The organism is Phreatobacter stygius (assembly GCF_005144885.1).
Taxonomy (GTDB): Bacteria; Pseudomonadota; Alphaproteobacteria; order Rhizobiales; family Phreatobacteraceae; genus Phreatobacter; species Phreatobacter stygius.
The window spans coordinates 4451669-4478054 of record NZ_CP039690.1; the positions used below are offsets into that span (position 1 = coordinate 4451669).

Annotated in this window: 27 protein-coding genes; 18 read left to right on the top strand and 9 right to left on the bottom strand. The window is 67.4% G+C overall.

Annotated elements, in window-relative coordinates; all coding sequences use genetic code 11:
- Positions 1-16 precede the first annotated feature (16 nt).
- The 5 genes from E8M01_RS35765 (at position 17) to E8M01_RS20920 (ending at position 6435) form a co-directional block, all read left to right on the top strand.
- Positions 17-2164, top strand: a complete 2148-nt coding sequence (locus tag E8M01_RS35765) for an ABC transporter ATP-binding protein (protein ID WP_281287796.1) — start codon at positions 17-19, stop codon at positions 2162-2164.
- Positions 2165-2253: 89 nt separating this feature from the next.
- Positions 2254-3843 carry an ABC transporter substrate-binding protein gene (locus E8M01_RS20905; RefSeq protein ID WP_136961913.1) on the top strand — a complete coding sequence of 530 codons (1590 nt, stop codon included), beginning with the start codon at positions 2254-2256 and terminating at the stop codon, positions 3841-3843.
- 123 nt (positions 3844-3966) lie between these two features.
- On the top strand, positions 3967-4926 hold the full coding sequence (locus tag E8M01_RS20910) for an ABC transporter permease (RefSeq protein ID WP_136961914.1): 960 nt from the start codon (positions 3967-3969) through the stop codon (positions 4924-4926).
- A complete protein-coding gene (locus E8M01_RS20915; protein ID WP_136961915.1) occupies positions 4926-5810 on the top strand; it encodes an ABC transporter permease in 885 nt (294 codons plus the stop codon). The genes E8M01_RS20910 and E8M01_RS20915 overlap by 1 nt, the downstream gene beginning before the upstream one ends.
- Before the next feature lie 61 nt (positions 5811-5871).
- The gene (locus E8M01_RS20920) at positions 5872-6435 is read left to right on the top strand and encodes a GNAT family N-acetyltransferase (protein ID WP_215908780.1); all 564 of its coding nucleotides are present in this window, start codon (positions 5872-5874) and stop codon (positions 6433-6435) included.
- Positions 6436-6477: 42 nt separating this feature from the next.
- Here E8M01_RS20920 and E8M01_RS20925 read toward each other — a convergent pair whose 3' ends face one another.
- Positions 6478-7287, bottom strand: coding sequence for an aspartate dehydrogenase (locus E8M01_RS20925; RefSeq protein WP_136961916.1), 810 nt, complete (start codon positions 7285-7287; stop codon positions 6478-6480).
- A 155-nt stretch (positions 7288-7442) separates the two neighbouring features.
- Between E8M01_RS20925 and E8M01_RS20930 the strand changes: the two genes are divergently transcribed.
- Positions 7443-8426, top strand: a complete 984-nt coding sequence (locus E8M01_RS20930; protein WP_136961917.1) for a Bug family tripartite tricarboxylate transporter substrate binding protein — start codon at positions 7443-7445, stop codon at positions 8424-8426.
- Between the two features lie 16 nt (positions 8427-8442).
- Here the strand turns inward: E8M01_RS20930 and E8M01_RS20935 are convergent, their stop codons facing one another.
- Positions 8443-10143: a GMC family oxidoreductase gene (locus tag E8M01_RS20935; protein WP_136961918.1), complete on the bottom strand. Its 1701-nt coding sequence runs from the start codon at positions 10141-10143 to the stop codon at positions 8443-8445.
- A gap of 3 nt (positions 10144-10146) precedes the next feature.
- Entirely contained in the window at positions 10147-11073 is a 927-nt protein-coding gene (locus E8M01_RS20940; protein ID WP_136961919.1) for a sugar kinase, read from the bottom strand.
- Positions 11074-11282: 209 nt separating this feature from the next.
- On the opposite strand from E8M01_RS20940, the gene E8M01_RS20945 reads away from it, so the two are divergent.
- Entirely contained in the window at positions 11283-12056 is a 774-nt protein-coding gene (locus E8M01_RS20945; protein ID WP_136961920.1) for a ferredoxin--NADP reductase, read from the top strand.
- A gap of 267 nt (positions 12057-12323) precedes the next feature.
- Complete coding sequence (locus E8M01_RS20950; RefSeq protein WP_136961921.1) at positions 12324-13082, top strand: hypothetical protein; 759 nt, start codon at positions 12324-12326, stop codon at positions 13080-13082.
- 23 nt (positions 13083-13105) lie between these two features.
- On the opposite strand, the gene E8M01_RS20955 is transcribed toward E8M01_RS20950, so the two are convergent.
- The 4 genes from E8M01_RS20955 to E8M01_RS20965 form a co-directional block, all read right to left on the bottom strand.
- Positions 13106-13687 carry a gamma carbonic anhydrase family protein gene (locus E8M01_RS20955; RefSeq protein WP_136961922.1) on the bottom strand — a complete coding sequence of 194 codons (582 nt, stop codon included), beginning with the start codon at positions 13685-13687 and terminating at the stop codon, positions 13106-13108.
- Positions 13688-13830: 143 nt separating this feature from the next.
- Entirely contained in the window at positions 13831-13983 is a 153-nt protein-coding gene (locus E8M01_RS35120) for a hypothetical protein (RefSeq protein WP_170182001.1), read from the bottom strand.
- Entirely contained in the window at positions 13980-14438 is a 459-nt protein-coding gene (locus tag E8M01_RS20960) for a hypothetical protein (protein ID WP_136961923.1), read from the bottom strand. Before E8M01_RS20960 ends, E8M01_RS35120 begins: the two co-directional genes overlap by 4 nt.
- Positions 14439-14502: 64 nt before the next feature.
- Positions 14503-15834 (bottom strand): TIGR03808 family TAT-translocated repetitive protein, encoded by a 1332-nt coding sequence (locus E8M01_RS20965; protein ID WP_246088372.1) that lies wholly within the window; start codon positions 15832-15834, stop codon positions 14503-14505.
- A gap of 201 nt (positions 15835-16035) precedes the next feature.
- Here E8M01_RS20965 and E8M01_RS20970 point away from each other — a divergent pair, with 201 nt between their 5' ends.
- Both E8M01_RS20970 and E8M01_RS20975 read left to right on the top strand, forming a co-directional pair.
- Positions 16036-16311, top strand: a complete 276-nt coding sequence (locus tag E8M01_RS20970; protein ID WP_211596662.1) for a GNAT family N-acetyltransferase — start codon at positions 16036-16038, stop codon at positions 16309-16311.
- A gap of 94 nt (positions 16312-16405) precedes the next feature.
- On the top strand, positions 16406-17164 hold the full coding sequence (locus E8M01_RS20975; protein WP_136961926.1) for a metallophosphoesterase family protein: 759 nt from the start codon (positions 16406-16408) through the stop codon (positions 17162-17164).
- 24 nt (positions 17165-17188) lie between these two features.
- On the opposite strand, the gene E8M01_RS20980 is transcribed toward E8M01_RS20975, so the two are convergent.
- Positions 17189-18367, bottom strand: coding sequence for a pyridoxal phosphate-dependent aminotransferase (locus E8M01_RS20980; RefSeq protein ID WP_136961927.1), 1179 nt, complete (start codon positions 18365-18367; stop codon positions 17189-17191).
- Between the two features lie 228 nt (positions 18368-18595).
- Here E8M01_RS20980 and E8M01_RS20985 point away from each other — a divergent pair, with 228 nt between their 5' ends.
- Together E8M01_RS20985 and E8M01_RS20990 are read left to right on the top strand one after the other, a co-directional pair.
- Positions 18596-19978, top strand: coding sequence for a M48 family metalloprotease (locus E8M01_RS20985; protein ID WP_136961928.1), 1383 nt, complete (start codon positions 18596-18598; stop codon positions 19976-19978).
- Between the two features lie 11 nt (positions 19979-19989).
- Positions 19990-20796 carry a DsbA family protein gene (locus E8M01_RS20990; RefSeq protein WP_136961929.1) on the top strand — a complete coding sequence of 269 codons (807 nt, stop codon included), beginning with the start codon at positions 19990-19992 and terminating at the stop codon, positions 20794-20796.
- 115 nt (positions 20797-20911) lie between these two features.
- Here the strand turns inward: E8M01_RS20990 and E8M01_RS20995 are convergent, their stop codons facing one another.
- Positions 20912-21286, bottom strand: coding sequence for a nuclear transport factor 2 family protein (locus E8M01_RS20995; protein WP_136961930.1), 375 nt, complete (start codon positions 21284-21286; stop codon positions 20912-20914).
- Between the two features lie 281 nt (positions 21287-21567).
- On the opposite strand from E8M01_RS20995, the gene E8M01_RS21000 reads away from it, so the two are divergent.
- From E8M01_RS21000 to E8M01_RS21025, 6 genes are all read left to right on the top strand, one after another.
- Positions 21568-21948, top strand: coding sequence for a DUF2267 domain-containing protein (locus tag E8M01_RS21000; protein ID WP_136964740.1), 381 nt, complete (start codon positions 21568-21570; stop codon positions 21946-21948).
- Positions 21948-22493: a hypothetical protein gene (locus E8M01_RS21005; protein ID WP_136961931.1), complete on the top strand. Its 546-nt coding sequence runs from the start codon at positions 21948-21950 to the stop codon at positions 22491-22493. Before E8M01_RS21000 ends, E8M01_RS21005 begins: the two co-directional genes overlap by 1 nt.
- Positions 22494-22574: 81 nt before the next feature.
- Positions 22575-23423: a dihydropteroate synthase gene (gene folP / locus E8M01_RS21010; RefSeq protein WP_136961932.1), complete on the top strand. Its 849-nt coding sequence runs from the start codon at positions 22575-22577 to the stop codon at positions 23421-23423.
- Complete coding sequence (gene folB / locus E8M01_RS21015; RefSeq protein ID WP_136961933.1) at positions 23420-23788, top strand: dihydroneopterin aldolase; 369 nt, start codon at positions 23420-23422, stop codon at positions 23786-23788. The genes folP and folB overlap by 4 nt, the downstream gene beginning before the upstream one ends.
- 22 nt (positions 23789-23810) lie before the next feature.
- The gene (gene folK / locus E8M01_RS21020) at positions 23811-24323 is read left to right on the top strand and encodes a 2-amino-4-hydroxy-6-hydroxymethyldihydropteridine diphosphokinase (RefSeq protein ID WP_136961934.1); all 513 of its coding nucleotides are present in this window, start codon (positions 23811-23813) and stop codon (positions 24321-24323) included.
- Positions 24324-24417: 94 nt separating this feature from the next.
- Positions 24418-26376: a methylmalonyl-CoA mutase family protein gene (locus tag E8M01_RS21025; RefSeq protein ID WP_246088373.1), complete on the top strand. Its 1959-nt coding sequence runs from the start codon at positions 24418-24420 to the stop codon at positions 26374-26376.
- Positions 26377-26386 lie beyond the last annotated feature (10 nt).

Sequence of the window (26386 nt, forward strand, 5' to 3'; positions counted from 1 at the left end):
TCGACACGCAAGCGGTTTGAATTCCGGGTCGGCGGCAGTAGAATCCGACCAACACAACAAAAAAGAACTTCCAGACGAGGAAAACCCGATGGCTCTGGCCGAGACCGCGGCCCCTGAGACGGGCGGCGTCACAGCCGTCGCCCATGGCAAGGGCGACGAGGTCCTGCTGTCCGTGCGCGACCTGCATGTCCATTTCCACACCTCGCGCGGCATCGTGCGGGCGGTCGAAGGCGTCTCCTATGAGGTCCGGCCCGGCGAGGTCCTGGCGATCGTCGGCGAGAGCGGCTGTGGCAAGTCGGTGTCGTCGCTGGCCGTCATGGGACTGCTGGCGAAGCCCGCGGGCCGGGTCGAAAAAGGCGAGATCATCTTCGACGGGCGCGATCTTCTGAAGCTCTCGGGCGAGGACATGCGCGCCATTCGCGGCCGCGACATCGCCATGATCTTTCAGGAGCCGATGACCTCGCTCAACCCGGTGCTGACCATCGGGCTGCAGGTGATGGAGCCGCTGCTGATCCACCTCGCCATGACCGAGGCGCAAGCGCGCGCCCGCGCGGTCGAGCTTCTGACCTTGGTCGGCATCACCGACCCGGATCGCCGGCTCGACCAATATCCGCACCAGATGTCGGGCGGCATGCGCCAGCGCATCATGATCGCCATTGGGCTCGCCTGTAACCCCAAGCTGATCATCGCCGACGAGCCGACCACCGCGCTCGACGTCACCATCCAGGCGCAGATCCTGGAATTGATGAAGGACCTGTCGCGCCGGCTCGGCATCGCCATGGTCATCATCACCCACAATCTCGGCATCGTCGCGCGTTATGCCGACCGGGTCGCGGTGATGTATGCGGCGCGGATCGTCGAGACCGGTTCGGCCGACGATATTTTTCTCAAGCCCCGGCATCCCTATGCGGTCGGCCTGATGCGCTCGGTGCCGAGGCTCGACCGGCCGCGCGGCGCCCGTCTCCAGACCATCGAGGGCATGCCGCCGGACCTGCGCAATCCGCCGGTCGGCTGCCGGTTCGCGCCGCGCTGCCCGTTGAAGATCGCGGTCTGCGAAGCGCAGGCGCCGGACCTGCTCGGCGTTGGTCCTGCCCATTTCGCCCGTTGCCACCGCTCGGCCGATCTTGCCGCCGGCCTCGCCGTCTTTGCCGAGGAAGGCACGGCGCCGAGCGCGGCGATCGACTACACGGGCGCGCCGATTCTCGCGGTCGAGGGGTTGAAGACGCATTTCTGGGTGTCACGGAAGACCTCCTGGTTCTCGTCTGAACTGGCGACCGTCAAGGCGGTCGACGACGTGTCCTTTGCCATCCGCAAGGGCGAGACGCTGGGGCTCGTCGGCGAGAGCGGCTGCGGCAAGACCACCGTCGGCCGCACCGTGCTCAGGCTGGAGAATCCGACCGAAGGCGCGATCCGGTTCGAAGGCCAGGACCTTGCCCATCTCTCGCAAAAGGAGCTGCGTCCGGTGCGCCGCCGGATGCAGGTGGTGTTCCAGGATCCATTCTCGTCGCTCAATCCGCGCATGACGGTCGGCGACATCATCGCCGAGCCCATGCTGGTCCATGGCATCGCCGCGACCAAGGCCGAAGCCAGGGCGCGGGTCGACGACTATCTCACCCGGGTCGGCCTGTTTCCCTACATGGCCGAACGCTATCCTCACGAGATGTCGGGCGGCCAGCGCCAGCGCATCGGCATTGCCCGGGCGCTGGCCTTCGAACCACAATTGATCGTCTGCGACGAGCCGGTCTCGGCGCTCGACGTCTCGATCCAGGGTCAGGTCATCAATCTCCTGGAAGACCTCAAGCGTCAATTCGACCTGACCTTCCTGTTCATCGCCCATGATCTGGCCGTGGTGCGTCACATCTCCGACCGCATCATCGTCATGTATCTCGGCCGGATCATGGAGGTGGCCGATCGCGATGCGCTCTATGCCGAGCCGCTGCATCCCTATACCCGCGCGCTGCTCGACGCCGCCCCGGTTCCGGACCCGGTAAAGGAGCGGGGGCGCAAGCCACGCGCGCTCGCCGGCGAAATCCCGTCGCCGCTCAACCCGCCCAAGGGCTGCGTGTTCCACACCCGCTGTCCGCTCGCCGACGACCATTGCAGAACGGTGGTGCCGGCCGCCCGTGAACTCGCCGGCCACGTCGTTGCGTGCCACAAAGCATGAGGCTCACGCCGTCACCCGATCCCGCCCAACCGTCAAACCCGAGACCAAAAAGACGGCTCAAGCCGCCGAATGCTGGAGGAAGACATCTGATGATCCGACATCTCGCCCTGGGGCTCGCCCTTGCCCTGACCACCGCCACCCAGGCCTTCGCGCAGGCACCACAACCGACGCGCGGCGGCACGCTGAACTTCGCCGTGGTTTCCGACCCGCCGAACTATGATTGCCACGGCCACGAGACCTATGTCGTGGTGCAGTCGGTCGGGCCGTTCTATTCGACGCTCCTGAAGTTCGACATGTCCAGATATCCCGAGGTCAAGGGCGATCTGGCCAAGTCCTGGAGCGTTTCGGCCGATGGCCTGACCTATACGTTCGAGCTCAATCCCGGCGTCACCTTCCACGACGGTTCGCCGCTCACCTCGGCCGACATCAAGGCAACCTATGAACGGCTGCGCGCCCCGCCGGCCGGTGTCGTCTCCTTGCGCCAGGCGACCTTCGCCGATATCGCCTCGATCGAAACGCCGTCGCCGACGCAGATCGTCTTCAAGCTGTCGGCGGCCAATCCGGCCATGCTGCAGAATTTCGCAAGCCCCTATAACTGCGTCTATTCGGCCGCCAAGCTCGCCCAGGATCCGCGCTTTCCCGTGCAGAACATCCTCGGGTCGGGGGCTTTCCGCTTCGTCGAACATGTCCGCGGCTCGCACCTGGTCGGCCAGCGCTACGACAAATATTTCGTCGACGGCCGGCCTTATCTCGACGGCTTCCGCATTGCCTTCATCCCGCAAGCCACCGCCATGCTGAACGCCATGCAGGGCGGCCAGATCCAGGCCGAATTTCGCACCGTCGGTCCGGCCGATCGGGCCCGGCTCGAACAGGCGCTCGGCAACAAGATCAAGTTCTCCGAGGCGACCTGGTCGACCGGCCTGATCGTTGCATTCAACACCGAGAAGCCGCCGTTCAACGACGTCAGGGTCCGCCGCGCCTTGTCCATGGCGATCGATCGCAATGCCGGCAGCGTCGGCCTGCGGCGGACCTCGATCCTGCGCGCCGTCGGCGGCCTGGTGCGGCCCGGCGCGCCGTTCTCGGCCTCCGCCGAGGAGCTCGCCAGCCTGCCCGGCTTCGGTCGTGATATCGCAGCCTCCCGTGCCGAGGCGCGCAAACTGCTCGCCGAGGCCGGCGTTTCCAATCTGACCTTCGCCCTGGTCAACCGGGCCGTGCCGCAGCCCTATACGCCGGCCGGCATCTTCCTGGTCGACCAGTGGCGCCAGATCGGCGTCACCGTCGAGCATCGCCAGCTTGAGACCAGTCCCTATGTCCAGGCGGTGCGCGCGGGCAATTTCGACGTCGCGCTCGACTTCCAGAACCAGGTCCTGGAAGACCCGACCTATACGCTGCTGCGTTATATCTCGGCGGACAAGTCACCGGAAAATCCGTCCAAGGGCATCGATCGCCAGCTTGATCAGACCTTTGAGCGGATCACCCGCGAGACCAATGTCCAGGCGCGCACCCAGTTGATCCGTGCCTTCGAAAAGCGGGTGATGGAACAGGCCTATCAGGTGCCGTTCCTGTGGTGGAACCGCCTGGTCGCCATGGACACCCGGGTGATGGGCTGGAACATGTCGCCGAGCCATGTTCACGGCCAGGATCTGGTCGACGTCTGGCTGGCGCCGGCGACCAATTGACGGCGGTCTGGCCGCCGCCGCTCGTGCCGCCTCTTTATCCCCGGCCCGACGATGGGCCGGGGAACGTCAAGGGCATCCTGACCTCGCGCAGCGCGAGGGGTCATTGAACCGTGAGAGTTCGCCATGGGCGCCTATCTCGCCAAACGTATCCTGACCATGATCCCGACCTTGCTCGGGGTGGCGGTGCTGATCTTTCTCATGCTGCGGGTCGTGCCAGGCGATATCGTCGAGCTGAAGATGAGGGGCGACGGCGGCGCGCCGACGGTCGAGCAGGTGCAGGCCGAACGGGTACGCCTCGGGCTCGACAAGCCGCTCTATCAGCAATTCGCCGGCTGGATGGTCGGGCTGGTCACGCTCGACCTCGGCAAGTCCATGTGGACGGAGCAACCGGTCACCCAGGAGATCGCCGGCCGCCTCGGCCTGACGCTGCAGGTCGCCATCATGGCGACCATCATCGCCATTCTCATCGCCCTGCCGCTCGGCACGCTTTCGGCGCTCTACAAGGACAGTTGGATCGATCAGGCGATCCGCATCGTCACCATTGGCGGCCTCGCCATTCCCTCGTTCTGGCTCGGCATGATGATCATTGTCGGCCTGCTGTTCGCCTTCAACTGGATCCCGCCCATGCAATATGTGCCGATCTGGCAGGATCCGCTGGCCAACCTCTCGCAATTGATCTGGCCGGCGCTGGCGGTCGGCTACCGCTTCTCGGCCGTGCTCGCCCGCATGGTGCGCTCGTCGATCGTCGAGGTCATGCGCGAAGACTATATTCGCACCGCTCGCGCCAAGGGTGTCTATGAGCGTCTGGTCGTCGGCCGCCACGCGCTGCGCAACGCCATGCTGCCGGCGGTCACCGTCATCGGACTCGAATTCGCCTTCCTGATCGGCGGCCTCGTCGTCACCGAACAGGTGTTCAATCTGAACGGCCTCGGCCGGCTGTTCGTGCAGGCCGTGACGCGCTCCGATTTCACCATGGTGCAGGGCATCGTCATGGTGATCGCCGTGGTGTTCATCGTCACCAATCTGATCGTCGACCTCGCTTATGCCTGGCTCGATCCGCGCATTCGCTACGGAGGCAAGTGATGACCCTCGCCATCCCGCAGGTGCCGGTCCGCCGTCTCAATGGCCTGCTGGCCTTCGCCAAGGCGCAGCCGGTGGGCGCGGCTTGCCTCGGCTTCATCTCGGCCTTGATCCTGGCGAGCGTCTTTGCCGACTGGATCGTGCCCAATGACCCGTTTACCCTCGACTTCGGCGCGCTGCTCATGCCGCCGAGCTGGCAATACCCGTTCGGCACCGACAATATGGGCCGCTGCGTGTTCTCGCGTGTCGTCTACGGCGCCCGCACGGCGCTGGTGATCGGCATTCTGTCGTCGCTGGTCGGTTCCGTCGTCGGCGGCCTTGTCGGCGTCGTCCAGGGTTATTTCGGAGGTCGGTTCGACTTCTATGTCAGCCGCTTCATCGACGTGCTGCTGTCCTTCCCGATCATCGTGCTGGCCGTGGTGGTGGTGGCCATGCTCGGCAAGCGCGTGGTCGGCGGCGTCGACCTGAACCTGGTCGTGGCGATCGCCATTCCGATTGTTCCGAAGGTTGCGCGGGTTGTCCGCTCGGCGGCGCTCTCGATCCGCGAAATGCCCTATATCGACGCGGCTCGCGCGGCCGGCTTCACCCATCAGCGCATCGTGCTGAAACACATGGTGCCGAACGTCTTCGCACCCTTCATCATCATGTTCACCGCCTTCGTCGCCCAGGCGATCCTGCTCGAGGCGTCCCTGTCCTTCCTTGGCCTCGGCGTCACCGAGCCGACGCCGGCCTGGGGCCTGATGCTTGCCGGCAATGCCGCCGATTTCTACCGCGAGGCGCCGTGGATGATCATCTTCCCCGGCCTGGCGATCTCGCTTTCGGTCTTCGCCTTCAACCTGTTCGGCGATGCCCTGCGCGATCACCTGGATCCGCGCTTCAAGCTGTGAGGCCGCGCTGGCCGCACCTCGGGCGCTCTCGATAAGGGGATCTCCGGCGAAGGAGGCGAGCATGACGCTCACGATCCGCCCGCTCACGCCGGACCTGTGGCCGGCGCTCGCGGACCTGTTCGGCGAGGCCGGCGCCTGCAACGGCTGCTGGTGCATGTATTGGCGGATCGGCCGGGCCTATCGCGACGCGCCGCGCGCCACGAACAAGGCGGCATTTTACGAGGTGGTCAAGCAAGGTCCGCCGCCGGGGCTGGTCGCCTTCGACGGCGAGGTCGCGGTCGGCTGGTGCCAGCTGACGCCGCGCGATGCATTGCCCTGGCTCGATCGCAGCTGGCGGCTCAAGCGCGTCGACGATGTGCCGGTCTGGTCGCTGTCCTGCCTCTATGTGCGCAAGGGTCACCGCCGGCAGGGTATCACCTCGGCGCTGATCGCGGCGGCCCTGAAAGCCGCCCGTCAGGCGAAGGCACCGGCGCTCGAAGCCTATCCGGTCGACCGGGCCGAGACGCCAAGCGCGACGGGCACGGGCCTTGCCTCCACCTTCGCGCGCGCCGGGTTCAGGACGGTGGCGCGCCGGGGGCCACCGCGCCCCATCATGCGGCACGACCTCACGTCGATCGTGCCATGACCAGGCCCGGAAACGGCCACCGGCGCGTGAACCGCAGCCCGATCAGGTGCCGACGCGAAGCGGTGCGCGCAATTTGCGCAGCGCCGCGATCACCGAAAGCGCGGTGATCCGGCCGGTCTTCGGGTTCTCGGAGGGAATGTTCTCGATCCTCAGCGACAGTTTGGCCGAATCGGCGTCGACTTCGATTTCATGGCAGTTCCGCGTCACCGACGGGTCGGCCCAGATGTCGATGGTCGTCCGGTCCGGGCCGATGCCGGCGAGCGACAGCGCCACCGCGACATTGACATTGGCCGGGAAGCCTTTGGCGGCTTCGCGCGCCGACCCGGAAAAGATCAGCGTCGGCGCGGTGATCTTGTCCATGTCGAGGCCCTTCTCGATCAGATAGGGCGCGCCGATGAGGCCGCGCGGCGGCTTGCGCGTGGTCATCTTGACCGAATGGATGGTGCCCTCGGCCGCCGCCGTCACCGCATCGAGGCCAAGCAGGGCGCCGGTCGGCACGATGATCTGGCCGCCATGGGCCTTGGCGAGCTCTATGATCTGCGGACGCGGCAGCAGCGCTCCGCAGGACAGCACCATCACCGTCTTGCCGGCCTTCAGCATGGGCCCGCAGATCTCTTCGATGATCGCCGACGGCGCGCATTCGACCGCCAGGTCGGCATGATCGGGAAACGCCGCGAGCTCGACCACCGGCGCGGTGATGCCCTCGCTGTCGAGCCAGGCGCGCGCCTTGGCGGCATCGCCGGACGCGACGCAGGCAAGCGTGGTGCCGGGAATGGTGCCGCCGGCAATGCGTTTCGCCAAAGTCTTGCCAATGGCGCCAAGGCCCGCGATGGCGATACGTGTGGTGGTCATGGTCGGCTCCCGGTGAAGTGGGCAGGCACCATAAGCACTCCTGGCGGCGGGACCAGTCCCCGGGCTCATGGCGGTCATGCCATATCGTCGGCTATAAGGACTTGAAGCCGGGCGATCCGGCGCCATGATCAAAAAGCCACCAAGGAGGCTCTCTGATGCTCGTCCGCCTGTCCCGCCTTGCTGCTCTTGCCTTAGCGCTGCTCGTCGTTCCGGTCGTCGCCTCGGCCCAGACCTGGCCGACCCGGCCGGTGACCATGATCATTCCCTTCGCGGCTGGCGGGCCGACCGATGTCCTCGGCCGGATCATGGCCGAACAGATGTCGCAGATCCTCGGGCAGCAGGTCGTCGTCGAGAATGTCGGCGGCGCGGGTGGCATGACCGGCACGGCGCGTGTGTCGCGCGGGGCCAATGACGGCTACCAGTTCGTGCTCGGCACAGTTGGCACCCACGCGGTCAACCAGACGCTCTACAAGAACCCGCTCTACAATGCCGCGACCGATTTCGCGCCGGTGACGCTGATCGCCGAAGTGCCGTTGATCCTGATCACCCGCAAGGATTTCCCGGCGGCGAACCTGCAGGAATTCATCGCCTATACCAAGGCCAACGAGGCCAAGCTGCAGTTTGCCTCGGCCGGCGCCGGTTCGGCGGTTCATCTCGGCTGCCTGCTGCTGAATTCGGTGCTCGGAACCACCAATGTGACGCATGTGCCCTATCGCGGTTCCGCGCCGGCCATCCAGGATCTGATCGGCGGCCGGGTCGACTTCATGTGCGAGATCTCGTCGACCGCGCTGCCGCATGTTCAGGGCGGCACCGTCAAGGCGCTGGCCACGCTGACCTCGGCGCGCGCCGCGGTGCTGCCGCAACTGCCGACCGCTCAAGAGCAGGGCCTCGCCGGCTTCGAGGCCTATACCTGGAACGCCTTCTTCATGCACAAGGACACGCCCCCGGCGATCGTGGAACGCCTGCGTGCGGCGACCATTCAGGCCATGGACACCCCGTCGGTGCGCGATCGCCTGACCGGGCTCGGTGCGATCATGACCGTGCCCGAGCGTCGCGGCGGCCCCTATCTCGAGCGTTTCGTGCGCAGCGAGATCGACAAATGGGCAGCCCCCATTCGCGCCAGCGGCGTCAGCGAATAGGCCGGCGCTCCGGCTCTCAACCGTCGATCAGGCTGGCGATGCGCTCGGCCACCATGATGGTCGGCAGGTTGATATTGGCCGAGGGGATGGTCGGGAACAGCGAGGCGTCGCAGACGCGCAGTCCGGCGACGCCATGGACCCGGCCCTGGCTGTCGGTCACCGCCCCGATATCGTCGGCCCGGCCCATGCGGCAGGTGCCGGAGGCATGCCAGACGCCGGTGACCACCTCGTCGAGATAGGCGGACAGCGCGCCGTCGTCGGCGACCAGATCGGTTAGCCTCGTGCCGTCGCCGACCAGCCGCTCGAACAGCCGCGTCGCGAACGGGCCCGAGCCGTCGACCGCCAGGCCGCCGAGGCCGGTCAGCAGGGCGTTCTTGAACGTCGGCGCGCCGAAGCGCCTGGCCCGGTCGGACATGCGGGCCGGCAGCGGCGCGCCGATCCGGCCGCCGGCCGCGACCGCCTGCAGCACCGAGGCCGCCTGACGCATCGCATCCATGAGCCGGAGCCGGTCGCGCTCATCGGACAGCATGCGGAAATCGACCTTTGGCCGGCCGGCGGCATCGTCGCCGAGCGTCACCTCGCCGCGGCCATAGGCCTTGTTGACCCAGAAATAGAGCAGCCCCATGCGCCGGCCCATGCCGTGCCACGAACCGCGTGTGACGATGGCGACATGCATGTCGCCGGCCGGCGTGCCGGCAAGGCCGGACGAATAGCGCCAGATCGCCGGAATGTGGTGGCGGGGGGTGAGCCATGGCTGGCGCGCGCCCGGCCGCAGAAAGGCCGCGACGCCGGCGGAGGGGTGTTCCATCAGGTTGTGGCCGACGCCGCGACGCGCGACCACCACCTTGATGCCGCGCTCGGCAAGGTGCTCGCCCGGCCCGATGCCGGAACGCATCAGCATGACCGGCGAATGCAGCGCGCCGCAGGCCAGAATGGTCTCATCGGCCGTGATGGTTCGCTCGCCTGCGACGTCGCGAATGACCGCGCCGGTGACGCGTGTGCCGGCCAGGACGAGCTTGAGCCCTTCGGCCCGCGTCATGATCGTCAGGTTCGGCCGGGCGCGCACGGCCGGCGTCAGATAGCCGGTCGCGGTCGGAACGCGCCGGAAATCCTCGTCGAGATTGGCGGCGAGCGGAAACACCCCGTCCTCCCAGACGCCGTTCTGGTCGGGGCGCTCGGCGATGCCGCGGCGCGCCAGTTCGGCAACGACGTCGGCGGCGAAAGCAGAGCGCTGGCTTTTCGGGATGCGCCGCACCGGGATCGGTCCGGTCTTGCCGTGCAGCGATCCGTCGAGCTCGAGGTCGCGCTCGAGTTTCCGGAAGAACGGCAGCACGCTGTCCCAGCGCCAGCCGGCGGCACCCGCGGCCTCCCACTCGTCATAGTCGGACGGTGCCCCCCGGTTGGCGCCGATGCCGTTGATCGCCGAGCCGCCGCCGAGCACGCGGGCCTGGGTATAGGGCATGGTCGGACGTGTATCGGGGTCGTTGCGGCCGGTGCCGCCGGTGGTCACATCAAGGCCTTGCCAGATCAGGCCGGGATCGAAATAGGCACGGCCGGGATAGGCGCTCGCCACCGCCTTGGGCAGGCTTTCCGCGACGAGATCGCCGCCAGCCTCGACCAGCAGCACCTGGCGCGATGACCGCTCGGACAGCCGGGCGGCGAGCACGCTGCCAGCCGATCCACCGCCGATGATCAGGACGTCGACGGCATCCGCCACGGCTCAATTCCCAGCGCTGGCGAGGGCCTCGAGCACCGCCGCGCGCCGCGGCAGGGGCGCCACCGCGCCATAGCCTGTCGTCGAGAGGGCGGCTGCGACGCAGGCATAACGGCCGGCGCGGTAGGGATCGCGTGTCTCCAGCCATTCGGCCAGGAAGGCGCCGTCGAAGCAGTCGCCGGCGCCGGTCGCATCCCGGGCGGTGACCGGGATCGAGCCAACCACCTGGCGTCCCTCCGGCGTCGCGATCAGCGCGCCGTCCTTGCCGAGCGTCAGCGCCACGATCTTCGAGCCGCCCTCCAGATAGAAGTCGGCGATCGCGTCGGGCGTCTCCCGGCCGGTCAGTTGGCGCGCATCGTCGAGACCGGGCAGGGCGATGTCGGCGAGCCGCATGGCGGCATTGGTGATCGCCCTGGCGCGATCGAGCGACCAGAGGCGCAGTCGCAGATTGGTGTCGTAGGAAACCGTCACGCCGGCCGACTTGGCCGCTTGCAGCGCGACGAACACGGCATCGCAGGCGCTGTCCGAGATCGCCTGCGAAATGCCGGAGACATGCAGCACCTTGGCGGTACGGATGGCGGTCAGGGACAGGTCCTGGGGCGTAACCCTGGCCGAGGCCGAGCCGGCGCGCCGATAGCTGAATTCATGGCCCTCCGGGCCGTGGGTGACGAAATAGAGCCCGGTCTGCAGGCCGTCGGCGAGCCGCATATAGCTCGTGTCGATGCCCTCGCCCTGCCACAGCTCGAAGAAGGCGCGGCCGAAACTGTCGTCGCCGACCGCGCCGATCACCCCGACCCGGGCACCGGAGCGCGCGGCCGCGATCGCGCAATTGGAAACGTCGCCGCCGAAACCGAAGAGATAGCCGGGCTCGTCGGGCCTGGTCTGGTTGAATTCGCCGAGCGGTTCGCCGAAGCAGAGGATGTCGGTGGGCATGGATTTACGGAACGGAACCGGGATCAGGAGAGCTTGAGCATAGGATGCCCGTGCCCAGGGGCAAGCGCCATGCAAAAGACATGGTCTGGCAGCTTACGAAAAGAACCGTGACAGGAAGGCGTATTACCTCTTGTCATAAAAGCGCGATGCGGTATCATTCGTGTACGAATGACATTCGGCGCAGCGCAATCTTTCTTCCAGGGAACGCCATGTCCAACCTGAATACCGAGCGCGTCCTCGAGGTTCGTCACTATACGGACCGGCTGTTTTCGTTCAAGACCACGCGCGACCCGGCCTTCCGTTTTCTCAACGGCCAGTTCACGATGATCGGCCTTCAGGTCGAGGGCAAGCCGCTGTTGCGCGCCTATTCCATGGCCTCGTCGAATTACGAGGAGAACCTCGAGTTCTTCTCGATCAAGGTGCAGAACGGTCCGCTGACCTCGCGCCTGCAGAACATTCAGGTCGGCGACGAGGTGCTGGTCGGGCGCAAGCCGGTCGGTACGCTCGTCCAGGACAGCCTGTTGCCGGGCAAGACGCTTTACCTCTGCGGCACCGGCACCGGCCTTGCACCGTTCATGAGCGTGGTGAAAGACCCGGAAGCCTATGAGCGCTTCGACACGGTGGTGCTCATCCACGGCACACGCTTCATCAATGAACAGGCCTATGGCGACTTCATCGAACATGCCCTGCCGGAAGACGAGTTCATCGGCGAGGCGGTCAAGGCCAAGCTGAAATATTACCCGACGGTGACCCGCGAGCCCTATATCCACAATGGCCGGATCACCGAGCTCCTGGACTCGGGCAAGCTGCCGGCCGATCTTGGTCTGCCGCCGCTCGACAAGGACAATGACCGCGTCATGATCTGTGGTTCACCGGCCTTCCTGAAGGACATGGTGACCATGCTGGAACAGCGCGGCTTCGACGAAGGCGCCAACAATCGGCCCGGCCATTTTGTCGTCGAGAAGGCCTTCGTCGAGAAATAGATCCCGGTCCGGCTGCATGATCGCCGGACCCCGCAGCGCCGGAATTCGCTCCGCCTCGGCGTGAAGCAAGGGCATGCGCCGACGGCAGCCAGTGCTGCCTCGGCCTCTGCGCGTTCGCCTTGAACCTTTCCGGCTCTCGTCGCGACCCATTGCCAAGTCGTCCCGTTGGGCCGTGCCGATCGCATCGATCGGCAGGTTCGTCCGGGATTGGTCACCTCGGCCTCCCGGCCGATCCCTTGGCAAGGCGAACGGATCGCGTTCCACACCATGACGGCGGACGCACAACGGCCCGAAGCCGGCGATGTCGTACCCAGCAGGCCGCGCCTGCTGCCGCTCATCACCGTGACCGCCATTGGCGGCATGGTGCTGGGCGCCACGGTTGTTTTGACCTCGGTCGGCATTGCCGCGGATCTTCTCAGGCTCGGCACTGCCAAGGATCGCCTGGGTGTCGCGCTCCTCGCGGCCCTGTGGGGCGCTCCGGCCGGCGCATTTACCCTGTTGTGGCTGGTCCTGCGCGCCATGGCGCCGGATCTGAGTGCGGTCGCCCGGGTCCTGGCTGGCGCCGGCGGCATTTGCGTGTCGGTCATCGCCGCGGTCATCGTCTCCTATATCCAGACCACCAGCCCGCCGCCTCAAACGATCTATCTGAGCTATGAGATCCGCTTGCCGGTGCCGGCCGGTGCCGCGGAGGACGGCCAGCGCGAGCTATTGGACATCCTGGTGGTCAGCGGCATCGTCGGCCGGTCGGGCACGGCCGGGCCGACCTGGTCGCGCGATGCCGCCGGCAGGACGGTGGTAACCGGCAAGTTCTGGCTGTCGCGGCGGGATCAGGCCGACATCATCGTGGTCTACCGGCAAAGGCAGGCTGCGCTCCAGTTCACGCTGGCATTGCCACCGGATCCGCCGGCGACATCGGGTTTCGAGGCTTGGCGCCCCGCGGACCGGCAGCTCGGCCGCGGCCATGCGCCGGCGCCGGACCTTCAGGCGGCCGAACTGCGCCTGCGCATCGATCGTGTCGACGGCTGAACCCCGCGCGGCGCGTCCGGTTCTCAGCCCTTGCGGTGCAGCCCGAATTGTTTGGCCGCCGCGGCCAGATCGGCCTCGTCCCAGAAGCGATGCTCGCCACGGCAATAGGCCGCCGCGTTCTCAGCGTAGAGCCAGGCGTTGAACCGGTTGGCCGCGCCGCTGTCGCGGCTCGCCTTCACCGCGGCCGGAACGCCTGCGACGATCGAATTTGGCGGCACGATGGTGTTTTCCTTCAGGAACGAACCGCCGGCAACGATCGAATTCTCGCCGATCACGCAGCCGTCCATGATGGTCGCGCCAATGCCGACAAGCACGTTGTCGCCAAGCGTGCAGCCATGCAGCGTGACGTGATGGGTGACCGAACAATCGGCGCCGACGATCGTGCCGCTGGCGTTGCCGACATGGATCATCACGAAATCCTGGACATTGGAGCGCGGCCCGATCACCACCTCGTGGAGTTCGGCGCGGATCACCGCATTGGGCCAGACCGAAGCTCCCGCGGCGATCGTGACCTTGCCGTAGATCTGTGCGCTCGGATGGATGAAGGCCTGGTCGTCGATCGTCACATGCGCGCTGGTGCGCGGCACTTCCGGGCCTTTGAGCATGGCGGTTCCTCATGCGGGCCGCTGTTGCCGCGGCCATGTCGATCGAGGCCATGTCGATCGAGGCCATGTCGATCGAGGACGACCATGCCCGCCGTGCCGGAGCGCGGCAAGCCGGCCGGTCGGCGGATCGGGTTACGAACGGGTCAGTTCGGGTGGGCGGTTCCGGCAGGCGTTTCCGCCATCGGCTGGGCCAGCCATTCCGCGTCATAGGCGACAGCGACGTCGATGTCGAAGCTCGCATCGCCGGCCAGCGGCGGCGCGATCATCACAGGCAGCGGCGAAGTCTCCGGTGTCATCGGGTCGAGCCTGTGGTGCGGCTGCCGGCCTGGTCGGCGAGCTGGAAGAACAGCGCCCGCATGACCGCGGCGTTCTCCTGTTCGGGCAGGGCGCGCAGATGTGGGTAGAGCTTGTCGAAAGCGCCTTCGAGCAGGCTGATCAGGACGGCCGGGCTCTGCGGGATCTCGTCGGCGGCATAGCTTGCCAGCGTGCTGCGGCCGGCGATCGTGGCGATCTGCGCCAGCACGCGATCCTCGATCTCGCCGGTGACGCGCTGCTGGTCGCGGGCAAAGCCGGCGCAACGCTCGAGCGCGGCGGCGGCCTGCGCGCGCATCTCGGCGTCGGCAACCATGGCTTCGGTGGTATGGGTTTCCAGGATGCCGGGCACGCAGGCGTCCTGCGCGGCGAGAGGCGTCGCGGCGATGAGAAGGGCGGCCAGGGCAAAGCCGGCAGGGGCCGGGAACAGCGCGCGCATTGGCGCCTCCGTCAAGGCGGAAAACCTTGATCGGGGACCGTGGACTGATCCGCTTAAGACTTGGTTAACGCACCCGGTTGCCGGAAACCGTCAGTTGCGCGAAGCGGCCGACACCGTCGCGGGCGAGATCGCCGGTCACCGGCCGTTTCCATTCCATGCCGACAACCGCGCCCTGGCTTGCGCCCTGCACCAGATTGTCGGTGATCAGCGCATGGCCGGCGCCCGGCGCGACCGACACCGCGATGCCGACCGGCGCGCCCTTGATGACATTGCCGGTGACCGAGACATCACGCAGATATTGGCCCCAGCCGAGCTGGATGCCGGCGCTCGGCGCGCCCTCGATAATATTGCCCGAAATGGCCGCGTCGGCCTCCACCGCGATGCCGACGCCGGCCGGATCGTTCGGATCGGTGCCGGCCGGCCGGCGGTTGGTGAGGTTGCGGATCAGGTTGCCGTGAATGGCCGCGAGCCGGCCGCCATGGTTGAAATTGGTCGCGACCACGCCGAGCGCCGCGCCGTCGATAATGTTGTTGGCGACGACAGCGCCTTCGAAGCCGAATTCGATATAGAGCGCGGTTTCGCCGAGGCCGGAGCAATTATTGCCGGTCACGGCAATGTTGGCGGCGGCATTGGCGCGCACCGCCGAGAAGGCGCAGCCGCGGATGCGATTGCCGCTGACCGTCACATTGCCGGCGCGATAGACGTTGATGGCATTGCCGTTCTGGCCGGAGCCGCCGTCGCGGGCGGCAATGTCTTCGATCCGGTTGCCTTCGACCATGGTGCCGTCGTCGCCGGCAAGCGTACGCCAGACCAGGATGCCGTTATTGGCGGCCGAGCGGACCGTGTTCTGGCTGATCGTCAGGCCCTTGCTGTCGAGTGCCACGATGGCCGCCTTGGCCGCACCGGTCACCAGATTGCCACGCACCATGCCCTCGACCCCCTCCAGCACCAGGCCGTGATGGCTCGAGCCGAGGATCTCGCAATCCTCCACCCTGACGCCGCGGCCATGGCTCAGCGTCACCAGGCCACGCCGGTCGGGCAGCGGCTTGGCGCCGCCGTCGATGACCAGGCCCGACAGTGTCACCAGATCGGCGCGCGGGCTGACGAGGCAGGCGGTTCCGCCCTGGAACACCAGCCGGGTCTGGCCGCGCACGCCCTGGATCTGGCAATTGGCCGGCAGCCGGATCTCGCCGATCCGATAGCTGCCGGGCGCCAGCCTGAGCGGCAAACGCGAGCCGGCCGCGGTTTCGACGGCGCGCTGGAAGTTGCGGGTCTGGTCGTCGCCGGCATCCGGCTTCAGTCCAAAGGACGCGCTGTCGAGGGTCGCGGCGCTGGCCGCGACCGGCAGGGCAAGCGATGCGGCGGCGAGAAAGAACGAACGGCGATCGAGCGGCACGCGGAATACTCCGAACAGGGTGCAATCCGGATCGCAAGGGCCGTGCCGCCCCGAACTGTGCCGGAATGGGAAGCTTGGCCGGCTCTGCGATCCATTCGCGTCCTGGACAAAGGCCCGTCGCATCCGACATCCTCCGAGCCCGGACGGCGGATCGCGCGGTCCGCCGGTTGGGACGGATCAGGATCGAAAGCGAGGCCCGTGGTGTCGAATGCAGTGCGCAACAATCCGGAGCTCAACCGTTATGAACTCGCTGTCGAGGGCCATGTCGCCGCCGCCTATTACCAATTGAAGCCGGGCATCATCACCTTCGTCCACACCGAGGTGCCGAACGAGCTTGCCGGCAAGGGCGTCGGCTCGGCGCTGGCGCGCGGCGCGCTCGACGACGCGCGGGCGCAGGGCCTCAAGGTGGTCGCCCAATGTCCGTTCATCGGCGCCTATATTGCCAAGCACGGCGAATATGGCGACCTGCTGCTCTGACCGGCCGACGGCCTGACCGCCTCGGTGCGCCTTGCGTGTCGCTGATGGAGCGGTCCACCATGCTGCGCCATCCTCGCAATGTTTTGGAGCTTCCATGCGTTTTGCCGTGATCGCCGACGTCCACGGCAATGTGCTGGCGCTTGATGCCGTGCTGGCCGATATCGCCACCCGGGGTGTCGAGCGCATCGTCAATCTCGGCGATTGTGTCTCGGGCCCGCTCTGGCCGCGCGAGACCTGCGAGCGGCTGCGTGGCCTTGGCGTCACCACGGTGCGCGGCAATCACGACCGCTGGGTCGCCGCAGGCGAGCCGGCCGAGATGTACCCATCCGACCGCTATGCCCATGACGCGTTGGACGACAGCCATCGCCACTGGCTCGGCGGCCTGCCGCATATGGTCGATTTCGATGTCGGCGGCGTCCTGGTCCGCGCCTTTCACGCAACACCCGCCGATGACAACGTCTATCTGACCGAGGAAGTCGTCGGCGGACGGCTGGCCTTGGCTTCGCCGGCCGACATCGCCGCGCGGCTCGGCGATATTCAGGGCGCCGGCCTGGTGCTCTGCGGCCACAGCCACGTGCCGCGCCTGCTGCAGGCGCCGGAGAGCCCGGCGCTCATCGTCAATCCCGGCAGTGTCGGCGGCCCTGCCTATGACGATCCGACCGAACCGCACCCGCATGTCTCCGAAGCGGGCTCGCCGCACGCCCGCTACGGGTTGATCACGGTCGAGGGCGGGACGGTGACGGCGGCCGACCTGATCGCGGTGACCTATGACTGGACGGCGGCCGCCGACCGTGCCGCCGCCAATGGCCGCGCCGAATGGGCACGCGCGCTCGCCACCGGCTTCATCCGCTGACCGGCCCGAGCGGGCACGGGCCGGTCACCCGAGCCATTTCGTCAGCCGCTTCACCGCCTCTTCCATGTCCGGGGTCGAGCCGGCGAAAGAGAAGCGCATCGCATGCATGCCGTTGAACGGATCGAAATCCGGTCCCGGCGTCGCCGCGACCCCGGTTTCGGCCAGCATGCGGCGGGCGAAATCCAGGCTGTCATTGGTCAGGTGCCCGACATCGGCATAGATGTAGAAGGCGCCGTCGACCGGCAGCAGCCGGTCGAGCCCGGCCTTGGGCAGGCCCTCCAGAAGCACTTTGCGGTTGGCCGCGTAGCCGGCCTTGATCAGCTCCAGGTCCGCGGTCGCCTCGAAGGCGGCGAGGGCTGCGACCTGGCTGAGCTTGGGCGCCGAGATGAACAGGTTCTGCGCCAGGCATTCGATCGAGCGCACCAGGGTCTCCGGCACCACCATCCAGCCGATCCGCCAGCCGGTCATGCAGTAATATTTCGAGAAGGAATTGATCACCACCACGTCGTTGGAGGTTTCCAGCGCGGTGGCGCAGGGCATGTCATAGGACAGCCCGTGATAGATCTCGTCCGAGATGAAACGGATGCCGAGATCCCGGGCCGCGCCGATCAGGGCCGAGAGCGCCTGCGGTGTCATCATCGTGCCGGTCGGATTGCCGGGGCTTGCCACCAGGAGGCCGTTCAGCGGCTTCTTGGCATGTTCCGCCGCCAGCATGTCGGGCGTGATGGCGTAGCGTGTCGCGGCCGTGGTCTCGATGAACACCACCTCGCAGCCGAGCGCTTCCAGGATGTTCTTGTAAGCCGGATAGCCAGGGCTTGCGATCGCCACCCGGTCGCCGGCCTCGAACAGGGCCAGGAAGGACAGGATGAAGGCCGAGGACGAGCCCATGGTGACGGCGATGCGCTCGATCGGCACGGCGACGCCATGCGCATCGGCGTAATAGCGGGCGATCTGCTGGCGCAGTTCCGGGATGCCGAGCGCCAGCGTATAGCCGATCTGGCCCTCCATCAGCGCGCGCGCCGCGGCTTCGCGCACCACCAGCGGGGTGGGCGCGGCCGGTTGGCCAACCTCCATATGGATGACGCTGCGCCCCTCGGCTTCGGCCTTGGCGGCCGCCGTCATCACGTCCATGACCAGGAACGGCGCCACCGATCCGCGCCGGGTCGGGGTAAGCAGCGATCGGGCAATGCCCTCGCGGGACATGGGTGACCTCGTCATGGTTTTGCCCGGATGGCCCAGCATAGCCATTCCGAGACTGGGATCGGCGGGGGCTGGCCTCCGCCGGAAACGGTTTTGCAACAGAGCTTTTCGCAACAGCGCTTGGAGCGGGAAGCGCTCTAACATACCGTCTTGTCGAGGTCACGGTTCTCCCCCGAACGTGATCGGTAGCGCGTTGACCCTCGCGCATACGCTACGTAGGTTCCCGTCACGATGACGTTTCGCCCGTTTCGCAGCCGTTTCGCAGCATCGGCGCTCGCAGCTCTGGTTGCCGTCTCGACGGCAGCGCCGGCGCTTGCCCAGCCGCGCGGCTTGCCGATCGTTCGCGATACCGAGATCGAGAACCTGCTGCGTGACTATGCGCGGCCCTTGTTTCGGGCCGCCGGCGTCGGCGGCAGCCAGACCAATGTGGTGATCATCAACGATCGCGGCTTCAACGCCTTCGTCGCCAATGGCCGGCGCATCTTCGTCAATGCCGGCGCGATCATGGATTCCAGGACGCCGAACGAGCTGATCGGCGTGATGGCGCACGAGACCGGCCACATCGCCGGCGGCCATCTGGCACGCCTGCGCGAGGCGGTCGAGCGCGCCCAGATCATCGCCGTCATCGGCATGCTGGCCGGCGCCGGAGCGGTGGCCGCGGGCGCGGCCACCGGCGGGCGCAGCGGCATCGGCGAGGCGGCGCCCGGCGTGCTCATGGGCGGCCCGCATATCGCCATGCGCTCGCTCTTGTCCTATCAGCGCGGCGAGGAGGCCGCCGCCGACCGCGCCGCGATCAATTACCTCAATTCCACCGGCCAGTCGGCCAAGGGCATGGTCGAGACCTTCCGCCGGCTGCAGGACCAGACCATGTTCGCCGCGCGCCAGGCCGATCCCTACATGATCAGCCATCCGATGCCGGCCGATCGTGTCGCCAATATCGAGCCGCTGGCCAAGGCGAGCCCGCATTACAACGCGACCGATCCGGCCGACCGGGTCGCCCGCCATGATCTTGCCCGCGCCAAGCTTGCCGGTTTCGTCGAGCGCACCGACGCCATCACCCGGCGCTACCCGCCAAGCGACACTTCGCTGCCGGCGCGTTATGCCCGCACCATCCAGATGTTCCGCTTCGGCGATCGCAACCGGGCGGCGGCGCTGGCCGACGACCTGATCAGGTCGCAGCCGAACAATCCTTATTTCCACGAGATCAAGGGGCAGATCCTGCTGGAGACCGGCCTGCCCGGCCAGGCGCTCCCGCCGCTGCGCCGGGCCGTGTCGCTTGCGCCCAATTCCGGCCTGATCCGCATCATGCTCGGCCACGCCCTGGTCGCCACCGGCAACAATGCCGTGCTCGACGAGGCGATCCGCGAATTGCGCCTGGCGCTGCAGCGCGAGCCGGAAGCCGCCGACGGCTACCGCCAGCTGGCCATTGCCTATGGCCGCAAGGGCGACCGCGGCCAGGCCGACCTTGCCGCGGCGCAGACCTCGCTCTACGAGGGCGACCTCGGGGCCGCGCGCGGGCTTGCCCGCCGGGCCCAGGCATCGCTTCCCGCCGGCTCGCCCGGCTGGCTTCGCGCCGAAGATATCGTCGCCCAGCGGCGCAACCAGCAGAACTGAAGGCTTCCTCCATGGATTTCCGTCCAATCGCTCTTGCCTTTGCCGCAGCGCTGAGCCTTGCGACCTCCGCCTTGGCCCAGACATCGGCCGCACCGCCAATGTCGACGGCGCCGGCCGTCCAGGTGACGCCCGAGGAACGCGCGCGGATCGAGGTGATCATCCGCGATTATCTCCTGAAGAATCCCGAAGTACTGCAGGAGGCGCTGGTCGAACTGGAGCGCCGCCAGGCGGCCAACGAGGAGCGCGCGCGTGGCGAGGCCTTCCAGGCCAACCGCCAGCAGCTCTACCGTTCCGCCAACCAGGTCGTGCTCGGCAATCCCCAGGGCGACGTCACCATCGTCGAGTTTTTCGACTACAATTGCGGTTTCTGCAAACGCGCCATGGTCGAGACCATGGAGCTGGTCCGCCAGGACCGGCGCATCCGTCTGGTGCTGAGGGATTTCCCGGTGCTCGGACCCGGTTCGGTCGAGGCATCTCAGGTGGCGCTCGCCCTCAAGATGCAGCTGCAGGGGCCCAAATATGAGGAATTTCACACCAAGCTGCTCGGCGGCCGCGGCCAGGCCAATCGCGCCCGCGCGCTCGAGGTCGCCCGTGAGGTCGGCGCCGATATGGCCCGCCTCGAGCGTGACATGAATGCCCCGCAGATCCGGGCCGAGCTGGCCGAGACGGCACGCCTGGCCGACCTCCTGCGGATCAACGGCACGCCGACCTACATCATCGGCGACGAGGTGGTGATCGGTGCCGTCGGCGTCGAGAAGCTGCGCGAAAATCTGGTGCGGGCCCGCGCCGGCTGCGCCCGCGAGGCCAATGTCTGCTGAAGCGGACCTGCCGCGCGACGTCGGCTGAGGGCCGTCATGATGGTGTCTTGGCCGGCCCTGGGGCCGGCCAAGTGTTTTGCAAGTGCATTGGACCGATCGCGACGGGTGGCGAACCTCAGTCGTGCGTCTCGTAGCGGTAGGATTTCGACACGACCTGCCAGCCGCTGTTGAGCTTCATCAGCACGAGATAGTCGGTGAAGAAGCGCGGCGGCAGCGCACATTTGACCTTCACGAAGGCGGTCGTTTCGTCCGAGCGGTCGACGGTCACGACGAAGTCGTGGCGCGGATGGCCCTGCGACTTGGGCGAGGTGCGCTGCCGCACCCGCTCGAGCCAGTCGGCATAGCTCAGCACGTTGAGCTCGCCCTTCTCGTGCCAGCGCAGGTCGGCGGACGGATGGAAAGCCTGGCCGAGCTTGTCGGCATCACATTCGTAGAGACCATCGAGATAGAGCTGGATGACGGCTTCGGCGGTCGAACGGTCATAAGACATGGAATCGGCTCCGGAGGATGGTTTCGACGGTCTTGCCCAGGGCGCGTGGACATTCGCCCGGCGCGAAGACGCAAGCGAAACGAGATGTGGACGGTTGCGTCGTCAAAGCTCGGCGCAACCGTTCCGGGCCGGAGCAAATCACAAAGACCGGCGCTTAGAAACAGCCGACGCGGCATGTTGCCTGCTTGCCGCGCGCACCCCTGGCAGCCATATTGCCGCAACTTGCGGGGGATCGACCGATCGCGCCCGGAGCCGTTCTTGCGTCTGGGAGACAAGACATGATCGAAGACCTCATCACCCGCGTGGCCGGCGCGGCGGGAATTGACAACGGGCTTGCCTCCAAGGCGGTCGGGCTCATTCTCGGCTTCCTGCAGAAGGAAGGTCCGGCCGAACCCGTCCAGCAGATGCTGGCGGCCCTGCCGGGCTCGACCGAACTGATCGACCAGGCCTCGGGTGGCGGTGGCGGCCTGATGGGCATGGTCGGCGGCATGATGGGCGGCGGCATCATGGGTCTCGGCGCCAATCTGATGGGTGCCGGCCTCGACATGGGCCAGATCTCCACGGTCGGCAAGGAACTGGTTGCCTTCGGCCGCGAACATGCCGGCGAGGATGTCATGGGCCAGATCGTCGGCGGCACGCCGGGATTGTCGCAATTCGTTTGATGGCTGGCTTATCCAAGGCGATCGCCTTCACGGCCGTGGCGCTGCTCGCCACGGCCACCACGGCCCTCGGCCAGACCGAACCCGCCGGTTGGCGCAACAGCGAGACCGACGGCCAGGTCCAGGCCTTCGTCTCCGCGCAGATGGGTGAGGGCGCGTCGGCCGCCACTGTCTATCTCGGCTTCTTTTGCGGGGCGCGGCCGGCGGTCCGGCTGCGCGGCCCGGTTGCCGGTGTTCGCCCGGGCGGCAAGGCCGAGCCGGTGTCGATTGCCTTCGAGGCGGGCGACGACCTGTTCGTCACCAGTCTGGATGCGAGCTTTGGCGCGGCCGGGCCCGAGCGCGCTGAACTCGTCGCCGAGCGCGGCGTGATCGAGGCTGCCGATGTCGACACGCTGCGCGACCTCGCCACCTTCCTGCGCGAGGCGACCGGCAGTGAGTTCAGTCTGCGCAGCGCCGCTCCGCCACTGGCCTTCAAGCTGTCCCTTGAGGGCGCCAAGGCGGCGCTCAGCCGCTATCTCGGCGCCTGTACGGCGCTGGCCAGGCAATAGTGCAACGCACGGCGTTCGCCGGCAGCTCCATGCTGTTGCGGGCGGGTTGACAGGTTGCGGGCGGGCGCTCAAAGCACCGCCATGGCCGAGACATCGCCTTCAACAGCCGACGCGCCCGTGGGGCTGCTTGCAGCCCTGCTGGCGCTCGGGCGGCCGGCGGTCATGGGCATTCTCAACGTCACGCCCGATTCCTTTTCCGACGCCGGACAGTTCTTTGCGCCGGAGCGCGCGGTGGCTCAGGCCGCGCGCATGGCGGCGGACGGCGCCGACCTCCTCGATATCGGCGCCGAATCGACCAGGCCTTATGGCGGCGCCAGGCCGGTTTCGTTCGATGAGGAAATCGCCCGGCTCGCGCCGGTGCTGCCTGATGTCATTCGCCTCGGCCGGCCGGTCTCGATCGACACGATCAAGGCCGGCGTCGCCCGCTGGGCGCTCGGCCAGGGCGCGGCCCTTGTCAACGATGTCTGGGGCCTGCAGCGCGATCCGGACATGGCCCATGTCGTCGCCGATCACGGCGTGCCTGTCATCGTCATGCATAATCGCGACGGGGCCGATCCGGCGATCGACATCATGGCCGATATCGAGGCCTTTTTTCACCGCTCGCTCGCCATTGCCGACAAGGCCGGCATTCGGCGCGACCGCATCGTGCTGGATCCTGGCATCGGCTTCGGCAAGACCCCGGCGCAGAGCATCGAGACCCTTGGCAAGCTCGACCGGCTGAAGCCCTTCGGCCTGCCCATGCTGGTCGGCGCCTCGCGCAAGCGGTTCATCGACAGCGTGTCGCCGGCGCCGCCGGACCAGCGCATCGGCGGCTCGCTGGCGGCGCACCTGATCGCCATGCAGGCGGGCGCGGCGATCATCCGGGCCCATGACGTGGCCGAAACCCTCCAGGCGCTGAAAGTCGCCCAAGCCATTGGCGAGGCACGATGACCGATCAGATTTTCATCAAGGGGCTGGTGATCCATGCCCATCACGGCGTGATGGAACACGAAGGCAAGGTCGGCCAGCGCTTCGTCATCGATCTCGACCTGACCTGTGACCTCAGCGAGGCGGCGCGGAGCGACCATCTGGCCGACACCGTATCCTATGCGGCGATCGCGGCTGAGACCGAACGGGCCTTCACGACGCGCAATTTCAAGCTTCTGGAGGCGGCGGCCGGCGCGGTTGCCGACGCCGTGCTCGACCATTTCCCAAAGATCCGCACCGTCCGTGTCACCGTTCACAAGCCGCACGCGCCGATCGCCGCCATTTTCGACGATGTCGGGGTGGTGCTGACCCGCGGCCGGCATGATTGAGCGGCCGGAGGCCGGGAGCGCCATGACCGAAGCGCTGGTCAGTCTCGGCGGCAATGTCGGTGACGTGCGCGCGACGCTCGACCGCGCGGTCCAGCTGTTCTGCGACGGCGTCGAGGTTCGGCTCGTCGCGCGTTCATCCGATTACATGACGCCGCCCTGGGGCGTCACCGACCAGCCCGCCTTCGTCAATCTCTGCCTGGTGGTCAAGACCGCGCTGTCGCCGCGCCGGCTGCTCGAGCGAGCCCTAGCGGTCGAGGCGACGCTCGGCCGCGACCGCGCCCGGGCGCTCCGCTGGGGGCCGCGGCCGGTCGACATCGACCTGATCGCCTATGGCGATGTCAGCCTCGACGAACCGGACCTGCATTTGCCGCATCCGCGTCTGAGAGAACGCGCCTTCGTGCTGGTGCCGCTGGCCGAGATCGCGCCCGACCGGATCATTGACGGGGTCAGCGTAGGTGCCATGCTCGGCGGCATCGACGCCGGCGGCATCGACGCCGGCGGCATCGAGCGCCTGCCGCCACGGATCGCCCCCTGATTTTGCGATTTGCTCCATCGACTGTCCTGATCCGTCCAAAGGCCGCCTTTCGAAAGTCACGTCTTCGTGGCATCGAAGCTGCATGACGTCGCCCATGTCCCTGTCGCTTGCCGCCGAATTCCCAAGAGCCACCGAAGCGCAATGGCGCGCCGCGGTCGATGCCGTGCTGAAGGGCAAGCCCTTCGACAAGACGCTGGTCGGCCGGACCGCAGACGGCATTGCCATCCAGCCGCTCTATCCGCGCGTCGCGGACGCGGCGCCGCTCGCCGGCCGGGCCGGCGGTGCGCCCTGGACGATCGTTCAGCGCGCCGACCAGCCGGATCCGCGCGATGCCAATGTCCAGGCGCTCGACGATCTGACCAACGGCGCCTCGGGTCTTGCCATCGTCACCCGCGGCGCGATCGGCGATCACCGCGGCGACGGCCTCGTCCTCGACAGCCTCGCCGACCTCGACCAGTTGCTCGACGGTGTCATGCTCGACCTGATCCCGCTGCGCGTCGATGCCGGCACGTCGGCCGGCCATGTCGCGGCGCTGCTGGCCGCCAAGGTGGCGCGCGACAAGCTAGACCCGGCGAGCCTCACCATGGCCTTCGGCATCGATCCGATCGGTGCCTTTGCCCGGCGTGGCACGCTGGAGAACTGGAACGGGGCGGCGGCCAAGGCGGCGGACATGGTTCTCGGCCTGCGCAAGCGTGGCTTTGCCGGTACCCAGGTGATCGCCGACGGCCGGGTGATCCATGATGCCGGCGGTTCGGAGGCCCAGGAGCTTGCCTTCGCGCTTGGCGCGGCCGTGCAATATCTCAGGGTGCTCGAACAGGCGGGTCTCAGCCTCGACGAGGCGCGCCGCGCCATCGCCGTGCTGGTCGCCGCCGATGCCGATCAGTTCCTCACATCAGCCAAGCTGCGCGCCATCCGCCAGCTCTGGGCGCGGGTCGAGACGGCTTGCGGATTGTCGCCCTCGCGGCTCGAACTGCATGCCGAAACCGCCTGGCGGATGACCACCAAGGTCGACCCGGCGGTCAACTGGCTGCGCACCACCATGGCCTGTTTTGCCGCCGGCATCGGCGGCGCCGATCATGTCACGGTCCAGCCCTGGACCGCGGCGATCGGCCTGCCCGATGCCTTCGCCCGGCGTATCGCGCGCAACACCCAGCTGATCCTGATCGAGGAATCGAACCTGCACCGGGTCGCCGATCCGGCAGCCGGTTCCGGTGGTGTCGAAGCGCTGACATCGGAGCTTTGCGAGGCGGCCTGGGCGCTGTTCCAGGACAGCGAGCGGGCCGGTGGCGTGGTGGCGGCGCTTTCCGGTGGAACCATTCAGGTGGCGGTGGCCAAGGCGCGCCTGGCGCGCCAGGCCGCCATCGCCAAGCGGCGCGAACCGCTGACCGGCACCTCCGAGTTTCCCAACATTCACGAACTGACGCCCGAGGTGCTGCATCCCGTGCCGCGCCTCGCCAACAGGCAGGTGGCGCCGGTCGAGCTGCCCGAGGCGGCCAAGGGTGAGCGTTTCGAGGCAACGGTTGCGGCTTTCGACGCCGGTGCCTTCAGGGCCGCGCTGTCGCGGCCGAAGACCGACACGATCTTTGTCGATCCGCTTGCCCCGATCCGCCTTGCCGAACCCTTTGAGGCCCTGCGCGCCGCGCTCGACGCCGTCACGGCCAAGACCGGCAAGCGGCCGCAAGTCTTCCTGGCCGTGCTCGGGCCGGTCGCCGCCTTCACGCCGCGGGCAACCTTTGCCCGGAACCTGTTCGAGGCCGGCGGCTTCGAGGCGCCGATCCCGGAAGCCTTCGCCGACGGAGCCGGTCTGCTGGCAGCCTTCAAGGCCTCGGGGGCCAGGATCGCCTGCATCTGTTCGTCCGACGAACTCTATGCGACGAATGCCATCCCGACCGCCGAAGCGTTGACGACGGCCGGCGCCGCCCAGACCTGGCTCGCTGGCCGGCCGGGCGAACAGGAAGACGCACTGAAATCGGCCGGCGTCGGCGGTTTCGTCTTTGCCGGCTGTGACGTGATAGACTGTCTGAACGCCGCGAAAGCGGCGCTGGGCGAGTGAGGAGAGGCCC

Excerpts from the sequence above, each read along its gene's own strand:
- E8M01_RS20910 (WP_136961914.1), top strand. The coding sequence starts at position 3,967 with ATGGGCGCCTATCTCGCCAAACGTATCCTGACCATGATCCCGACCTTG.
- E8M01_RS20940 (WP_136961919.1), bottom strand. The coding sequence starts at position 11,073 with ATGCCCACCGACATCCTCTGCTTCGGCGAACCGCTCGGCGAATTCAAC.
- E8M01_RS21025 (WP_246088373.1), top strand. The coding sequence starts at position 24,418 with ATGTCCCTGTCGCTTGCCGCCGAATTCCCAAGAGCCACCGAAGCGCAA.
- folB (WP_136961933.1), top strand. The coding sequence starts at position 23,420 with ATGACCGATCAGATTTTCATCAAGGGGCTGGTGATCCATGCCCATCAC.
- folK (WP_136961934.1), top strand. The coding sequence starts at position 23,811 with ATGACCGAAGCGCTGGTCAGTCTCGGCGGCAATGTCGGTGACGTGCGC.
- E8M01_RS20985 (WP_136961928.1), top strand. The coding sequence starts at position 18,596 with ATGACGTTTCGCCCGTTTCGCAGCCGTTTCGCAGCATCGGCGCTCGCA.
- E8M01_RS20930 (WP_136961917.1), top strand. The coding sequence starts at position 7,443 with ATGCTCGTCCGCCTGTCCCGCCTTGCTGCTCTTGCCTTAGCGCTGCTC.
- E8M01_RS35120 (WP_170182001.1), bottom strand. The coding sequence starts at position 13,983 with ATGACACCGGAGACTTCGCCGCTGCCTGTGATGATCGCGCCGCCGCTG.
- E8M01_RS20955 (WP_136961922.1), bottom strand. The coding sequence starts at position 13,687 with ATGCTCAAAGGCCCGGAAGTGCCGCGCACCAGCGCGCATGTGACGATC.
- E8M01_RS20945 (WP_136961920.1), top strand. The coding sequence starts at position 11,283 with ATGTCCAACCTGAATACCGAGCGCGTCCTCGAGGTTCGTCACTATACG.
- E8M01_RS20990 (WP_136961929.1), top strand. The coding sequence starts at position 19,990 with ATGGATTTCCGTCCAATCGCTCTTGCCTTTGCCGCAGCGCTGAGCCTT.
- E8M01_RS20920 (WP_215908780.1), top strand. The coding sequence starts at position 5,872 with ATGACGCTCACGATCCGCCCGCTCACGCCGGACCTGTGGCCGGCGCTC.
- E8M01_RS21005 (WP_136961931.1), top strand. The coding sequence starts at position 21,948 with ATGGCTGGCTTATCCAAGGCGATCGCCTTCACGGCCGTGGCGCTGCTC.
- E8M01_RS20950 (WP_136961921.1), top strand. The coding sequence starts at position 12,324 with ATGACGGCGGACGCACAACGGCCCGAAGCCGGCGATGTCGTACCCAGC.
- E8M01_RS20960 (WP_136961923.1), bottom strand. The coding sequence starts at position 14,438 with ATGCGCGCGCTGTTCCCGGCCCCTGCCGGCTTTGCCCTGGCCGCCCTT.
- folP (WP_136961932.1), top strand. The coding sequence starts at position 22,575 with ATGGCCGAGACATCGCCTTCAACAGCCGACGCGCCCGTGGGGCTGCTT.
- E8M01_RS20980 (WP_136961927.1), bottom strand. The coding sequence starts at position 18,367 with ATGTCCCGCGAGGGCATTGCCCGATCGCTGCTTACCCCGACCCGGCGC.
- E8M01_RS20975 (WP_136961926.1), top strand. The coding sequence starts at position 16,406 with ATGCGTTTTGCCGTGATCGCCGACGTCCACGGCAATGTGCTGGCGCTT.
- E8M01_RS20905 (WP_136961913.1), top strand. The coding sequence starts at position 2,254 with ATGATCCGACATCTCGCCCTGGGGCTCGCCCTTGCCCTGACCACCGCC.
- E8M01_RS20995 (WP_136961930.1), bottom strand. The coding sequence starts at position 21,286 with ATGTCTTATGACCGTTCGACCGCCGAAGCCGTCATCCAGCTCTATCTC.
- E8M01_RS20925 (WP_136961916.1), bottom strand. The coding sequence starts at position 7,287 with ATGACCACCACACGTATCGCCATCGCGGGCCTTGGCGCCATTGGCAAG.
- E8M01_RS20915 (WP_136961915.1), top strand. The coding sequence starts at position 4,926 with ATGACCCTCGCCATCCCGCAGGTGCCGGTCCGCCGTCTCAATGGCCTG.